This is a genomic window from Vibrio rotiferianus CAIM 577 = LMG 21460 (assembly GCF_002741985.1).
GTDB classification, from domain to species: Bacteria; Pseudomonadota; Gammaproteobacteria; order Enterobacterales; family Vibrionaceae; genus Vibrio; species Vibrio rotiferianus.
Genome location: NZ_APHW01000002.1, coordinates 31,633 through 45,863, shown reverse-complemented (window position 1 = coordinate 45,863; position 14,231 = coordinate 31,633). Strand labels below are relative to the sequence as shown.

The following is a 14,231-nucleotide window of genomic DNA, read 5'->3' as shown; positions in this document are numbered from 1 at the left end:
TTACCTACTCCCTGGATTGTTTTCTACGAAGCGAAAGAGGTCAGGAGAATACCATGTAATCCGTGGCGTAGGAAGAAGGTATGAATTGATTTCAAATTCACCTCTCGCCTGAATAGTTTGGTATTGAAAACGAACAGAGTAGAACTTTCCAGGAATAAAGTTTTCCTGCGCTACAGGTACTCCCATCGTTCTTAAACTGAACTCAACTCCCCTCCAGTTTGCACGTGCTTTTTGCTCTTGAAGACGCGCGATATCTTCTTGATTAAAACCATAGAGCTTGTTAAGTAAATAAGGTGGCGTTGCAGCCAAATTAGGTTCAGCAGCTCCACGAAGAACAAACAAATCTCTGAAACCGGGAACTGGAGAACCCTCACTGCCATTAGGTGCCTTTTGATTGGCCAAGTCCCAATATTGCCCGTTATAAAGTTCCGGTGTCATTCCGGGTATTAACATTACTTCATCTAAGCTTCGAAATAAGGCACCTCTTGGCGCGTTTTCTTGATTTAGGTACGTATCAATGTCTGATTGCTGCTCTTTCTGCCAATTGATCAATTGCCTCGTTAGGTTCGAAGCACTTGGCTCACCAAGAATTCCCCTTAACACTGCATGCATTTGAGATCGATTGATAAATGTCAGCCCTAGCAAGCCCGCTTGATCTTGAACTGACACCCAAACACCATTTGATAGTTGTGCAGGTGTTCCGTCAGTTTGCAAGGTTGTCTGTCCAAGTTGATAAGCCCCTGGCTGCTGCTCACCCGTCAACATGGCATAAAGCACCCGCTGCTCGGCATTATGGATAGCTAATTTCGCTTGCCAGTGATCTTTTGCTACCGTTGCCTCTCTGATAGCTCTCTGTGAGTTTGTCGTAAGCATGGTCGCCATCGTGGCAATGATCGCAAGCATGACAAGAGTGAGTGGCAAGATTACGCCAGATTGTCTTCGATATATCATTGGACAAAGAAATCCTCCAGTTGCCCACCAGCTAGGCTTCGATCAGGTAGGTTAAACACCCACTGATATTTTTTATTGTTAAGCAAAAATGAGAACCTAATTTGTGGAGGAATACGTTGTTCAAAATTCGCTTCGTATTTTTCATCCCAGTAGCCTTCAGGTCTGGTTTTAAAGTTCTGGTACCTGATTTCCATTGGCGTTGCTTCTGTTCTTGGCGGAAGAAAATACTCAAACTGAGCGGCCTCAAGGCCCTCTAACACAACTAGAATATCTTTAGGTTGGGCCGAACTCGGTATCCCAAGAAAAGGATCACGATTTGGCCATTGCCTAAAAACCAACTGATATTGATTTGATGCCTTCTGCTGAACAAGCTCTAACTCGACTGTAGCATAGGCTCCAGGCCCACCAATAATAGGAGCATCCGAAATGAATCGCATCGCAATTTCGTTACCGTAAAACAGCGGCGCAGTTGTACCAAACTCGACTTGAAAAGGAGCCCCATTGGCTTGCTCAAACATCTGGTTTAGCCATTGGTGTCTTTGAGATAGGCTTTTGGAAAATTCAGCGCGATTGTGGCTGCGCTCCCATTGAGAGCGAGCTTGCTCTAAACCTATGACAACCAAAGAAATCACTGATGAAAACACCACAAGAGCAATGAGTACTTCTATTAAAGTAAAGCCTTGCTGCGAAGTAGACTGAGATCGCCGACTCATCGCTTTTCCCACCCTAGCAGCTCGAACTCAACTGATACGTTTTTTTGTTCCAAAGGTAGTTCACGGAAATTATGTATATCTGTGTATAGTTAGGATTGAGTCCGGTCTCACTTCTCAATTGCAAAACTGGACTAATAGCTCTTGCTTGCCAGGTGAAAGCTATATCACCAAGTTGTTCACGCCCATCACTTTTTTGAGCGGGATTAGTTCTTAGTAACGATTGATAAATTGATTTCTCTACAAGCAATTGCTCTTGCACTTGCTCTGCTCTTAAGCTACTCAAACTGACTTGCTGGAAAAGCCTCATTGAAGCCGTCAGCCCAGCTGCTAATATTGCAAGCGCGACTAGCACTTCAATCAATGTGAAGCCGCGTTTTTTTGAGAATGTCCGTAACTGCATGATCAACGGCTATCCGGTTTAATCGTTACTTTTCCATCAGGCATGGCTATAGAAATACGCCAGTTTCTTTGAACCGATTGAACGGTAAGAAGTACATCACCACTCTGCACAAAGCCATCTGCACGGATTAAGATTGGGCGAGATGGGTGCAATTCTAAACCTTGCTCTTCGGCAGCTTGAATCCACTCTGGTGATGAAGTGTCAAGTATAAAGTTATGGCCGCTTTGGCGCGAAGCATCTGCTTTATCAACAACTTGGTACCAGAAGCTCTCTACCTTAGAACGCTGCTGAAAGTGCTGGTATTGTCCCCACAGGCTTGGAACAACAATTGTCGTGACCATCGCCATCAAGCTGATCACGACAAGAAGTTCAATCAAGGTAAATCCAAGCTTCAAAGAGCTAGAACGCAGTGGTGGCACTATTACTTAACACCAACGTCTTGATCTTCGCCTTCACCGCCAGCTTTGTTATCTCGACCTAGGGTGTATAGCGCGAACTCGTAGTTTGGTTTTAGCTCGTAGTGGTATGCTCGGTTCCATGGATCAAGCGGGATTTCTTTCGCTAGGTATGGGCCGTTCCACATTGTGGTATCGCCTGGGTTCTCCATTAGCGCCTCAAGGCCTTGTTCAGTGCTTGGGTATTCACCCATGTCAAGACGATAAGTGTTCAGTGCTGAAGTTAGCAGTTCAATCTGTGCGCCTGCCACTTTAGTTTTTGATGACCCCACTTGGTTAAACAGTTGAGGACCAACCAAGCCAGCTAGCAAAGAGATTAGGACAAGTACGACTAGCAGCTCAATCAGCGTAAAGCCACGTTGTTTTCGGTTATTCATTTTTTACCTCTTTATAGACTGATATTGTTCACTGAAATGATGCCAGATATCAGCACGATCATAATACTACCTACGATCCCCCCCATGATTACAATCACTAAGGGCTCTAGTATGGTAAGGATTTGTTTCAAACCTTTAGAGAGACGACGCTCATACAAATTATGTATTTCTCGGAAACATGGCACGAGAGAAGCCCCCGCCTCGCCGGTATGAATGAGGCGAATAACCATAGGTGGAAATACATGATATTCAGCAAGTGAATCTGCAAGGCCTTTACCCTCGCGTACTTTTACTACGACGTGGTTTAGGCGCTTTCTTAATTGCGTGTCAGAAATACTATTGAGTGTGATTTCTACAGACTCAACAAGTTCCACGCCAGATTGCAAAAGCTTTTGCATACTACTGGAAAATTGAACTATGTTCCATGAATCGATGAGGTTACGAAACATGGGGATTATGCATAAGGTTTGCATAGCATAATCTTTGAGGTTGCCATACTTTGCGCTGTAATAAACTCCGCCAATCAATGCAGACATTAAAATAAGAATAATAGTTAGGTTATCATTCAAAAATGCTGAAATATCTAGCAATGTGCCAAGTGCGCCGGCGTCTCCTCCACCTTGAACCATATTCTCAAAGTTCGGGATAACATAGAGGAACATGAAGAATACCGTCGCCACACAAACAACCAGCAGGAACGCTGGGTAGGTCAATGCCGACTTTACTTCACTTACTAGCTTCTCTTCTCGCTCGATACGTTCAGAAATGCTAAATAGCGCCTCTCCTAGCTGACCACTTGCTTCACCCAAACGTAGCATTGAAGAGACGTAAAACGGGAAGGCATCGGGCTGAGCACTAATGGCTTCGGACAAGCTTGAGCCACTCTCAATGTCACTGTATAAACGCTTAAGTACTAGCTCCATTTGCTTGTCTTCAACGTTTTCCAGCAAAGAAAGCATACACTGGTCTAGCGGCATGCCACTTTCTCGCAGTGTGGCGAGTTCGCGCAATGTGGTGATCAGGGTTTCACGGCCTAGATTTTTCGCACCACTGGAGCGCTGTTCAGTCAACATAACAACTTGTCGTTGCTGCTGTTGCAACTGCCGTTTCGCTTGCTGCTCGCTTTCTGCTTGTAGCCATCCGTCGATCAATGAACCGTCTTTTCGGCGTGCGACGTATTTAAACTGCTTCATTGGTTAATCCTTTAGCCTACAACACGTAGCACTTCTTCTAGCGTGGTGTCTCCTAATGCTGCTCGCATCAAGGCATCCTGACGTAAATTACGCATGTTCTGCTTTTTAGCGACTTGCTGTAACTCTGTCATTTCTAGCTCTGCTGTTTCTTCCTCAGACCAGCCTAACAGTTCGAAAATAGCCAGACGTCCGTGGTAACCAGTGCCATTACATTGGTCACAGCCACACGCTTTGTACCAAGTGACTTGTTGTGGTAACAAATGCCCCCAACGCGAGTAAACATCTTGGTATCCAAGTGACTGAGCCGCTTGCTCACCATGTCCATCTACTTGCTTACAATGCGGGCATAACTTACGCACAAGACGCTGCGCCATGATGCCAACTACTGTTGATTTAATTAAGTAATCTGGAATGCCGATGTCTTTCAAACGAATAAAGCTGCTTGGTGCATCATTGGTGTGTAACGTTGATAGTACGAAGTGACCTGTTAGCGCAGACTGAATCGCGATTTGTGAGGTTTCTTTATCGCGCATCTCACCAATCAACATGATATCTGGGTCTTGACGAAGTGCAGAACGCAATACGTGAGCGAAGCTCAAACCAATGTCTGAGTTGACTTGGATTTGAGTTAACCCCTTCATTTGGTATTCCACCGGGTCTTCTACTGTGATGATTTTGGTTTGATCATCATTGAGCTGGCCAAGGAGTGTATATAAGGAGGTGGTTTTACCACTACCCGTTGGACCAGTTATCAGGAAGATACCAGTTTTCTTACTTAAGATATCTTGAATAATACCTTTTTGATCAGGCAGCATATCCAGCTCTTTGCGCTGCTGATCTTGGCTTTGCTTCTCGTTAGCAAGCAAACGAAGCACCGCATTCTCACCGTAAACGGTAGGTGTGGTTGCGACACGAATATCGACCTGTAGGCCAGATAGTCGAACACGGATACGACCATCTTGTGGCAAACGCTTTTCTGAAATATCCAAGCCCGCCATTAATTTAATACGCGATAAGATCGCTGAATGCTGTGCCATTCCTGGCTGATCAACGGTACGTAAAACCCCATCAACACGGTAGCGTACAGAGAATTGTTGCTTGTTTACTTCAAAATGAATATCTGATGCGTTCTCTTTGATTGCACGCTGAATACATTCGTTCACAAACTTAACGACAGGAGCCGAACTGCTGTCTTGTTCGGTCAATGCGGTTGCTGTTGACTGTTGCTCATCTATGGTTGAGAGCAATTGACGCATTTCGTAGTTTGAGCACAACACTGGAATGACATGCAGGTCGTGCGTTCTTAGCAATGACTCAAATACGAAGTCATCCCAAATATCGCTTTGAGCAACAAGTAATTCGTTGTCGTTTTTTAAAAGAGGGAACGCTTGACGCTGCTGCCACCAATCAGCCGGATATAATGACAATGCCAACTCTGACGGCGGCAGATCGCTGCCATAATGCTGCTCTAGAATATCGGCAAGTAAAGGTAACTCCAGCTGTTCACTTAACGCGGCGAGGATATCTTGCTCAGAACACAAGCCATGCGAAACACATAGCTCACCAAAGCGAGCTCGCTTTCCTATCGGAGCTTGTTCCTGAAGAGCGATAATTTGTTCTATGTCCTCATCCGAGATGAGTTGCTTCTGTTTGAGTCGCTCACCTAAAAGCATGATTCCCTCATTTAACATGTTATTTTATAAAATATCTGAAAAGCTCGGACGTAAACGACCGAAGAATTTGTAGGTCATAAAGCCACATACAATGCTCACGACACCCAAAGTAAATAGGTGTGTCATATTTGGCATTTGACCGTACAAGATGCTGCGGATTGCATCCGCTATTGGACTTATTGGGTTGAAATACAAAACTTGTGCCAGCTCATCTGGCGCAGATTGCGCCGAGAAGAAGACTGTACTCGTAAATAACAATACTGTGATCAAAACCGGCATCATTTGTGACACATCACGAATGAATAGGCCAAGCGCTGACACTAAATATGCGATTGCGGTCAAAGTGCAAACGTACACTAACAAGACCAGTGGCAAATAAATAATGTAGGTATAATCGGCAATGTAGTGGTTGAATGCACCGTAGGCAAATGCAAGCAGTAAACCAAATAGATAGTTCACGCCTGCACTACAAACGGAAATCATTGGCAGCATTGCAACTGGAAAACGTACCTTTTTCACTAGGTTACTGTTGTTTCTAATCACATTACTGGTTGTGGTTAGCACTTCTGCCATATAGGTATGGGTTAAAATACCCACAAACAGCATCAGACCGTAATCGGCTTGCTCTGTCGCTGTTAAATGCCACTTTGCTTTAAATACGGTCAGGAAAACAGTGGAGTAAATGGCAAGCATCATCAAAGGCGTTACAAGATTCCATAGGAAGCCTAGTAATGTACCTTGGTATTTTGCTTTGACTTCTCGACGCACCATAGTGCGGAAAAGTTGACGGTTTTCTTTGGTTGGAAACATGTTTTAGCCAAAATTTGCGAGTCGATATTAATAATGTTGTCTGAATCTGTTCTGTTCAGAGATTGGCTAATTGCCTGTTTTCGACTTTGTGTTCGGTTCTCTGTAGAGGCGAGCATGATACGAAATCTAACCAGAATTTGCACTTTTATTCGGCTATCTTTTGTATCCGCGGGTGTTTTGATAGGTATCAAGACGCAATGGTGTTTGATGCATTTACAAAAAGCATAACTCGCCTACTTTTCTATAACGAAAAAGAAAAAAGTGAGGCAATGCCTCACTTCTAATCTTATTTCAGGGAGCTAAAGCTGATGCCTTGCTTGTCTTTCTCTGACAACGCGGGCTCACCCTCTAGCTGCCAGTCAATCGCTAGGTCTGGATCATCCCAACGAATGCTGCGCTCATACTGAGGCGCGTAGTAATCAGTGGTCTTGTAAAGAAACTCAGCGACCTCAGAAAGAACGCTAAAGCCATGTGCAAGGCCTGCAGGAATCCAAAGCTGGCGTTTGTTCTCTGCACTCAGGTTTACGGTAACAACTTTACCAAACGTTTCTGAGTCTTTACGAATATCAACTGCCACATCCAGTACTTCACCAACTGCACAACGTACTAGTTTGCCTTGTGCTTGTTGTTCTTGGTAATGCAATCCACGCAGTACGTTTTTTACTGAGCGAGAATGGTTGTCTTGAACAAATTCGACTTTTTGGCCGATCGCTTCTTCAAAGCGTGCTTGGTTAAAGCTTTCAAAAAAGAAACCGCGATCATCACCATACACTGTCGGTTCGATGATGAATACATCTTTGATTTCAGTAGGGATAACTTTCATGCTTATTCCTCTAGCATGCGCAGTAGGTATTGGCCATAAGCATTTTTTGCCAACGGAGCTGCACATTTACGTACTTGATCTGCATCGATAAAGCCCATACGGTAGGCAATCTCTTCCGGTGCTGCAACTTTCAAACCTTGGCGATGCTCGATCGTTTGAATAAAGTTTGTTGCTTCAATCAAACTCTCGTGAGTACCTGTATCTAGCCAAGCATAGCCACGACCCATTCTAGCAACAGAAAGCTCTCCGGACTCTAGGTAAATTCGGTTTAGGTCAGTGATTTCTAACTCACCACGAGCTGAAGGTTTTAAGCTCTTCGCACGCTCTACCGCTTTCTCATCGTAGAAGTAAAGGCCAGTAACCGCGAAGTTGCTCTTCGGTACTTCTGGTTTTTCTTCTAGAGAAACAGCTGTACCTTCGTCATCAAATTCCACAACACCGTAGCGCTCAGGATCATGAACATGGTAAGCAAATACGGTTGCACCCGAATCTTGGTTGCTCGCTTCCGCCAATTGCTTTTGTAGTGAGTGGCCGTAGAAGATGTTGTCACCCAGCACCAATGCACTCGGTGCACCGTTTAAGAACTCTTCTGCGATAATAAATGCTTGCGCTAGACCATCTGGTGACTCTTGCACTGCGTACTCCAGTGACAAACCCCATTGGCTACCATCACCAAGCAATTGCTCAAAACGCGGGGTGTCTTGAGGCGTACTAATGATCAAAATTTCTTGAATACCTGCTAGCATCAGTGTGCTTAGCGGGTAGTAAATCATTGGCTTATCGTAAATTGGCAGTAGTTGTTTACTTACGGCCATCGTTACTGGGTACAGACGTGTGCCTGAACCACCAGCAAGGATAATACCCTTTCTTTTTTGTGTATTTTGCATTTTTAAGACTCTGTTAATTCTACAAGCATTCGTTCTACGCCGTGCTTCCAATGGGGAATGTTAAGCTCAAATGTTTGCTCAAACTTGGAAGTATCAAGACGTGAATTATGAGGTCTTTGTGCAGGGGTTGGGAAGCTGCTTGTTGGTACTGCATTCACTTCTTTAACGGCCAACTCAATACCGCTACGACGTGCGTAGTCAAAAACGAATTGCGCGTAGTCGTACCATGTGGTTTCACCCGATGCTACTAGGTGGTAAAGACCTGCTACCTCTGGTTTATTTAGCGCAACACGTAACGCATTTGCTGTGCAATCTGCCAACAATTCTGCGCCAGTAGGAGCACCCACTTGATCGTTGATGATTGAAAGCGTTTCTCTTTCTTTCGCCAACTTGAGCATGGTTTTCGCAAAGTTGTGACCACGGCTTGCGTATACCCAACTCGTGCGGAAAATCAGATACCTGCTACAGTGCTGAGCGACAACCTGCTCACCTTGAAGTTTACTAGCACCATACACATTCAATGGAGCGGTTGGAGCTTCTTCTTTACGAGCCTGCTCTCCTGAACCGTCAAACACGTAATCTGTAGAGTAGTGAATAAGCCAAGCGCCAAGCTTTTCTGCCGCTTTAGCAATAACTTCAACGCTGCCCGCGTTTACTTGATAAGCAACAGATTGATCATCTTCAGCTTTATCAACGGCAGTGTAGGCTGCAGAGTTAACGATGACGTCAGGCTTAACCGCTAAAATTGTCTGCTCTAACCCCTCTGGGTTAGTAAAATCGCCACAGTATTCTGTGCTATCAAAATCGACAGCCGTTACTACTCCGAGACAGCTTAGGGAGCGTTGCAGCTCCCAGCCAACTTGGCCATTTTTACCCAACAATAAGATTCGCATTACTTGCTAGCTCCGTATTGCTGGTCAACCCATTGTTGGTACTCACCACTTTGAACGTTCTTCACCCATTCTTGGTTATCTAGGTACCATTGAACGGTTTTTTCGATGCCACTCTCAAATGACTCTTGCGGCTTCCAACCCAGCTCGCGTTCGATCTTGTCTGCGTCAATCGCATAACGACGGTCGTGACCTGGACGATCTTTTACGTAAGTAATTTGTTCTGCGTATGGCGTTGCTTTAGGAACTAAACGATCAAGGATTTTACAGATCGTTTGAACCACTTCTAAGTTTTGCTTCTCGTTGTGACCGCCGATGTTGTATGTTTCACCAACCACACCGTTTAGCACCACTTCTGTAAGTGCACGCGCGTGATCTTCTACGAATAGCCAGTCACGAATTTGGTCGCCTTTACCGTAGATTGGTAGCGGCTTGTCTGCAAGGGCATTCAAGATAACTAATGGAATTAGCTTTTCAGGGAAGTGGTAAGGTCCGTAGTTGTTAGAGCAGTTAGTCACTAACACTGGCAGACCGTAAGTACGGGCCCATGCACGAACTAAGTGGTCACTTGATGCTTTCGATGCTGAGTACGGGCTACTCGGAGCGTAAGCCGTCGTCTCAGTGAATAGTGGTAGTTCACCGCCTTCAACTTCATCTGGATGTGGCAGATCGCCGTACACTTCATCTGTTGAAATATGATGGAAGCGAAATGCTTGACGAGCATCTTCTGACAACTCATTCCAATACTTACGCGCACCTTCCAATAGGGTATAAGTACCGATGATGTTGGTATGGATAAATTCAGCAGGGCCGTCAATTGAACGATCAACATGTGACTCAGCAGCAAGGTGCATTACGGCGTCCGGCTGATACTGTTCAAACAAACGTTTTACGTTGTCCGCATCGCAAATGTCGACCTGCTCAAAGGTGTAACGCTCTGAGTCTGCAACGCTAGCAAGAGACTGTAGGTTGCCTGCGTAAGTCAGTTTATCTACGTTTACTACGCTATGTTCTGTATTCTGAATTAGGTGACGAATAACCGCAGAACCAATAAAGCCTGCCCCACCGGTAACCATTATCTGCACAGCTGATTTTCCTTTGATTGATAATTACTAGATGCCAACTGAATAGCAATCGCGAGATCGTTTCAAACATGCAGCGTGTATTAGGCTACGTATCTGAGACCTCGATAAATATGAAAGACCCAAATCGATCGATAGGGGCATTCTTGATGAATTCTTTAACGAAAAGTCGCCCAAAAGCAGAGCCTCTTCGCTCAACCTGTAATCATAACGGCTCTACCCATGAAAATAAAGCATGACCACTGCGGAGGAAAGACTCAATTGGGAATGCGTCAACGCCGTCAGCCGGCCTTGAGAAAATGTGTCAATTGAGTGCTAATTTTACTTGAGATTACTATCAATTATTTACACACAACAAAAAAGCGCTCCAATAGGAGCGCTTTCGTAGTCAGAGTACTGCTACTTTTTAGTGTTATCCAACAGTAGGTAATCTTTGGTATCTAGAGTAGAGGCATTGTATTTAACATCATAGTCTGTCACCAAGAAACCGAAGCTATCTACGTTGGTATCTGAGTTGTAATCATCCTGTGCGATAGCCATTGGATCGCGATGTACTTTCAGGAACGTATCTTCAACACTTGTATCTGATGTGTAAAGCAATGACGCACTTGCTGAAACTAAGTTAGAACTCCAAATTGCGTCGACGACACTATTACCAAACGAGAACATACCTGGCATATCATTCGGCTTGCTGTAAATAGTGTGACGAATTTGGCCACCAGCATTGTCATCTACGTTTACAAAACTACGTTGAATACGCGCATTGCCTGTGTCTGGAGTCTGGTATGCACGTAAACAGGTGCCTACTTCAGACGCACTTGAACTACAAGCCATTAGCTCTAGTGGTGCGTGCATAGGAACATCCAACGCGCTCATTGAATTGGTTGCATCAATACCCGATGCAGGATTAGACACGCGATCTACTTGACTGAAGTTCCAGTTGTTGAACGTACCTTCTGTTTGTAGGTAGTAGTTGCTGCTACCGATGCTGCTAGCAAAACTAAACTGCTCCGGAGCGTTCGGCAGTGCTTGCCACAAATATGAGTAGCCGCTGTACTTAACAAACAACTTCGCACTGTCGATTGTTGCGTCTTGTGGTGGATACCATTGCGGCTTGCTATCAGAATTTGAGTCACCGATTTCTTTTAACTCTAGTGGCTTAGTACCAAGGTTAGTACCTGTGATGAAACGGTACTCTTGAAGTGGACGATAGCGAGACTCTGCTTCTGATTCGTTGATGTTGTCTTGAGTATCGTCAACATGACGGTCGTAACGCACGGCTAGCATTGGTTTGTTACCCAACTCTAACTCAGCGTTAAGTGGTGATACTGACCAGTAGTTGCCGTCCGGCGTGTTAAAACCAAATACGCCTGTTGGTTCGCCACGATCATCGAAAGTTTGTTTCTTAGAAGTAAATGTTGGTGGCTTAGCTCCTGACGTAATACATTTTTTCTCTTGCGTCAGTGTTGCTGGCGGTGTTGTAAATGTCATTGAACCATTTAGTACGTTCTTTTGGTATGACACTGCATCTAAGAATACGATGTTATTGCGCTGAAGCAATTGGTAAGTTGTAAGGTAGCCATTTGATGGAATAAGCGATTGGTTAAACGACAACTTGCCGTTTTTCCATTCAGCGGCACCAGGAACAAAGTCTTTGATCATTCGGCCGTTGGCATCGTGAATTGCAACACGAACTGATGGTGAGCTAACTTTTGTCGCTAGGACAACATTTTTGTAGTCAACTTCTGGCTCTTCATCAGGCTTAGCTGGATCAGGGTCTTCGTAGAAGACCTCTTCCGCATAAACAGAACATGTCGAGTTACTGCTTGCCGCTTTCTCAACATAAAAAGAAGCAAACTCAATATTATATTTTGGTGCTGGTGCAGAGCCACCGCTACTACCACCACAACCGGCAAGAATTAATGGAGTCAGTATTGCTAAGGGAGTCAGTTTGTTCATCGAATTAAGCCTCGCCAAAAAGTTGTCGTAATTTCCTTTGCTACAACCAATAAGCAATATCGATGCCAAAATATCCAATTATAGTTTCAAGAGAACCACTATCATGAGAAGTACCGTGCCTAAAGCATGGCTACGACCTAACATACCATTCTGATATAGCGATATTTTTTTCATTAGGCTGGAGCGAGGAAGCTCGGAAATTACCCTCAATTGTTCAAGTTCTTTCTTTGCCTCTAGCTCATCCATCTCTTTGCCATATATGCGGAGAAAGGCTGCCGCCTGCTTGACCACATCATGCACACTTTGCTCAAAGCGTTGGAACTGCTTCCCTATCCCGCGTAGCGAGCGTTTTTTAGCTCCAATAGTGTTGAATTGATGCTGACGGTAGGCAATAAGGGGCTTTTCGATAAAAATCAACACTCCAAATTGCTTTGCCACAAGAGCCAACCACCAATCATGCATGTAGGCATCTGATGGGATAGGCAATGATTTGTCGATCAAAGCTCGATTAAAAATACTGGTGCAACCAGATACCGTATTTTGCTGTAGCAAGTTGCCCCAATCTGATGGCCATGAATATGGGATGCTCTTGAACTTAAAGTAGGAGTCTGCAATTAACTGGCAACGGTTATCGACAATATGCATTTCACTGTACGCCAGCGCAGGAATAGCTGAACCAATGTAAGGCTTTATGCTTTCATAGCTGGTAACAATTTTATCTTCAAACCAAACATCATCTTGATCGCACAACATGACTAAAGGGGCAGACGTTAACTCGATTCCGCGACAAAAATTGCCGCTAGGTCCCAAGCTTTTGCCGCTGGATGGCACCCACTTGATTAAAGAGTCAGAACTAGCGTAATCGGCAACAATCTCTTCAGTCGCATCTGAAGAGCCGTCATCAATGATAATGAAAGACTTAACCAAGCTTGAATAAGCTTGGTTATTTTGGATAGATTCAATTTGCTCTTTTAGATAAACAGCACCATTGTATGTCGCTAAAACAATGTCAATACAAGGCTGAACTTGCAAAACGTTTAACACGCCTCACGTTCCAACAGTTCATCTACAGCGCGAGATCGACTTATTTCGATCGACTCCACCGCATTAATTGGTTTTACAACAACACGTGGTTTTGCGACAACTGGCTGAGCTGAACTGGTTGAGGTCGGAAGGTAAAGATGAGAGCGCTTTGCTGCGACTTTCTTTCGACTAAAACAGTAACGAAATACACTGCTAACATGCCATACAAAGAACTTACTGAACATTTTTTTGCTGTCACGTTGACGCCAGTGAATCGCCTTTACATCTTCCACTAACTCTACTGGAATGCCAGCCTTTGATGCGCGGTAGCAAAAATCGATATCCTCGCAGTACATGTAGTAACGCTCATCCAAACCACCAAGCTTCTTATATAGAGGGGCATTGATAGCAATGAAAGCACCACTTGCCCAGTAACGTCCATCTTCAGGTAAGCCTTGTTTTCGGTCGATCATCGTCGATCGGTTGCCTAAAAGGTAGGTTTTTGCAAACTGATATAAACGCGGATAACGCCTGATGTTGTCATCGGTTGTAGTAAAATCTTCATCGAGGAATAGATTACCAGCCAAGATACCTTGAGGCTTATCAGTCAGTGACTTACGAAGCTCTTGAATCGTTGTTGGTGTTAGCTCAACGTCTGGATTGAATAGCACAAAGTAATCATCATCTTGTGGTTCTAAGTGCTCTCGATAGTAAACAAAGTTCAAATTATTATTTACGGCATAACCACACGAATAACGATTCTCAATATAGATAATTTCATGTGCTGAGCAATACTCTCGAAGCCTTGCATCACCAGTATTATCTCGACAAATAACGGTTACATCTTCATTTTCTGCCAGCTGTGCAAGTGAATTTAATTTCGCGATCATTTCATAATGATTGTGTGAAATTGTTGAGATGATTATGCGCATTATTTGCTCTTATAGCTAACTGTGTTGACGTGGTGGATAAAGCTAAATTCTAGTACGGCTTTC

15 protein-coding genes are annotated in these 14,231 nt (G+C 44.3%); all 15 read right to left on the bottom strand.

Annotated elements, in window-relative coordinates:
• The 15 genes from B853_RS00950 to B853_RS00880 all read right to left on the bottom strand — a co-directional run bounded on the left by B853_RS00950 (position 1) and on the right by B853_RS00880 (position 14,168).
• Positions 1-921 carry a type II secretion system protein GspK gene (locus B853_RS00950; RefSeq protein ID WP_227741887.1) on the bottom strand — a complete coding sequence of 307 codons (921 nt, stop codon included), beginning with the start codon at positions 919-921 and terminating at the stop codon, positions 1-3.
• A 26-nt stretch (positions 922-947) separates the two neighbouring features.
• Positions 948-1,676 (bottom strand): PulJ/GspJ family protein, encoded by a 729-nt coding sequence (locus B853_RS00945; protein ID WP_227741886.1) that lies wholly within the window; start codon positions 1,674-1,676, stop codon positions 948-950.
• A gap of 1 nt (position 1,677) precedes the next feature.
• The gene (locus tag B853_RS00940; RefSeq protein ID WP_128826778.1) at positions 1,678-2,064 is read right to left on the bottom strand and encodes a PulJ/GspJ family protein; all 387 of its coding nucleotides are present in this window, start codon (positions 2,062-2,064) and stop codon (positions 1,678-1,680) included.
• A 2-nt stretch (positions 2,065-2,066) separates the two neighbouring features.
• Positions 2,067-2,483, bottom strand: coding sequence for a type II secretion system protein (locus B853_RS00935; RefSeq protein WP_050568928.1), 417 nt, complete (start codon positions 2,481-2,483; stop codon positions 2,067-2,069).
• A gap of 2 nt (positions 2,484-2,485) precedes the next feature.
• Entirely contained in the window at positions 2,486-2,896 is a 411-nt protein-coding gene (gene gspG / locus B853_RS00930; protein ID WP_038883499.1) for a type II secretion system major pseudopilin GspG, read from the bottom strand.
• An 11-nt stretch (positions 2,897-2,907) separates the two neighbouring features.
• Positions 2,908-4,089 (bottom strand): type II secretion system F family protein, encoded by a 1,182-nt coding sequence (locus B853_RS00925; protein ID WP_038883497.1) that lies wholly within the window; start codon positions 4,087-4,089, stop codon positions 2,908-2,910.
• Between the two features lie 11 nt (positions 4,090-4,100).
• Positions 4,101-5,762, bottom strand: coding sequence for a GspE/PulE family protein (locus tag B853_RS00920; protein WP_038883493.1), 1,662 nt, complete (start codon positions 5,760-5,762; stop codon positions 4,101-4,103).
• A gap of 24 nt (positions 5,763-5,786) precedes the next feature.
• Entirely contained in the window at positions 5,787-6,572 is a 786-nt protein-coding gene (locus B853_RS00915) for an ABC transporter permease (protein WP_010445188.1), read from the bottom strand.
• Between the two features lie 286 nt (positions 6,573-6,858).
• On the bottom strand, positions 6,859-7,395 hold the full coding sequence (rfbC, locus tag B853_RS00910) for a dTDP-4-dehydrorhamnose 3,5-epimerase (protein WP_010445186.1): 537 nt from the start codon (positions 7,393-7,395) through the stop codon (positions 6,859-6,861).
• A 2-nt stretch (positions 7,396-7,397) separates the two neighbouring features.
• Positions 7,398-8,282 carry a glucose-1-phosphate thymidylyltransferase RfbA gene (gene rfbA, locus B853_RS00905; RefSeq protein ID WP_038883490.1) on the bottom strand — a complete coding sequence of 295 codons (885 nt, stop codon included), beginning with the start codon at positions 8,280-8,282 and terminating at the stop codon, positions 7,398-7,400.
• A 2-nt stretch (positions 8,283-8,284) separates the two neighbouring features.
• A complete protein-coding gene (rfbD, locus tag B853_RS00900; protein ID WP_038883488.1) occupies positions 8,285-9,175 on the bottom strand; it encodes a dTDP-4-dehydrorhamnose reductase in 891 nt (296 codons plus the stop codon).
• Entirely contained in the window at positions 9,175-10,257 is a 1,083-nt protein-coding gene (gene rfbB, locus B853_RS00895; protein ID WP_038883485.1) for a dTDP-glucose 4,6-dehydratase, read from the bottom strand. The genes rfbD and rfbB overlap by 1 nt, the downstream gene beginning before the upstream one ends.
• Before the next feature lie 396 nt (positions 10,258-10,653).
• On the bottom strand, positions 10,654-12,213 hold the full coding sequence (locus tag B853_RS00890) for a hypothetical protein (protein ID WP_038883482.1): 1,560 nt from the start codon (positions 12,211-12,213) through the stop codon (positions 10,654-10,656).
• Positions 12,214-12,291: 78 nt separating this feature from the next.
• Entirely contained in the window at positions 12,292-13,257 is a 966-nt protein-coding gene (locus B853_RS00885) for a glycosyltransferase family 2 protein (RefSeq protein ID WP_050568927.1), read from the bottom strand.
• Positions 13,251-14,168, bottom strand: a complete 918-nt coding sequence (locus B853_RS00880) for a glycosyltransferase family protein (protein ID WP_038883480.1) — start codon at positions 14,166-14,168, stop codon at positions 13,251-13,253. The genes B853_RS00885 and B853_RS00880 overlap by 7 nt, the downstream gene beginning before the upstream one ends.
• Positions 14,169-14,231 lie beyond the last annotated feature (63 nt).

Excerpts from the sequence above, each read along its gene's own strand:
- B853_RS00890 (WP_038883482.1), bottom strand. The coding sequence starts at position 12,213 with ATGAACAAACTGACTCCCTTAGCAATACTGACTCCATTAATTCTTGCC.
- B853_RS00880 (WP_038883480.1), bottom strand. The coding sequence starts at position 14,168 with ATGCGCATAATCATCTCAACAATTTCACACAATCATTATGAAATGATC.
- rfbA (WP_038883490.1), bottom strand. The coding sequence starts at position 8,282 with ATGCAAAATACACAAAAAAGAAAGGGTATTATCCTTGCTGGTGGTTCA.
- rfbC (WP_010445186.1), bottom strand. The coding sequence starts at position 7,395 with ATGAAAGTTATCCCTACTGAAATCAAAGATGTATTCATCATCGAACCG.
- B853_RS00925 (WP_038883497.1), bottom strand. The coding sequence starts at position 4,089 with ATGAAGCAGTTTAAATACGTCGCACGCCGAAAAGACGGTTCATTGATC.
- rfbD (WP_038883488.1), bottom strand. The coding sequence starts at position 9,175 with ATGCGAATCTTATTGTTGGGTAAAAATGGCCAAGTTGGCTGGGAGCTG.
- B853_RS00940 (WP_128826778.1), bottom strand. The coding sequence starts at position 2,064 with ATGCAGTTACGGACATTCTCAAAAAAACGCGGCTTCACATTGATTGAA.
- gspG (WP_038883499.1), bottom strand. The coding sequence starts at position 2,896 with ATGAATAACCGAAAACAACGTGGCTTTACGCTGATTGAGCTGCTAGTC.
- B853_RS00920 (WP_038883493.1), bottom strand. The coding sequence starts at position 5,762 with ATGCTTTTAGGTGAGCGACTCAAACAGAAGCAACTCATCTCGGATGAG.
- B853_RS00915 (WP_010445188.1), bottom strand. The coding sequence starts at position 6,572 with ATGTTTCCAACCAAAGAAAACCGTCAACTTTTCCGCACTATGGTGCGT.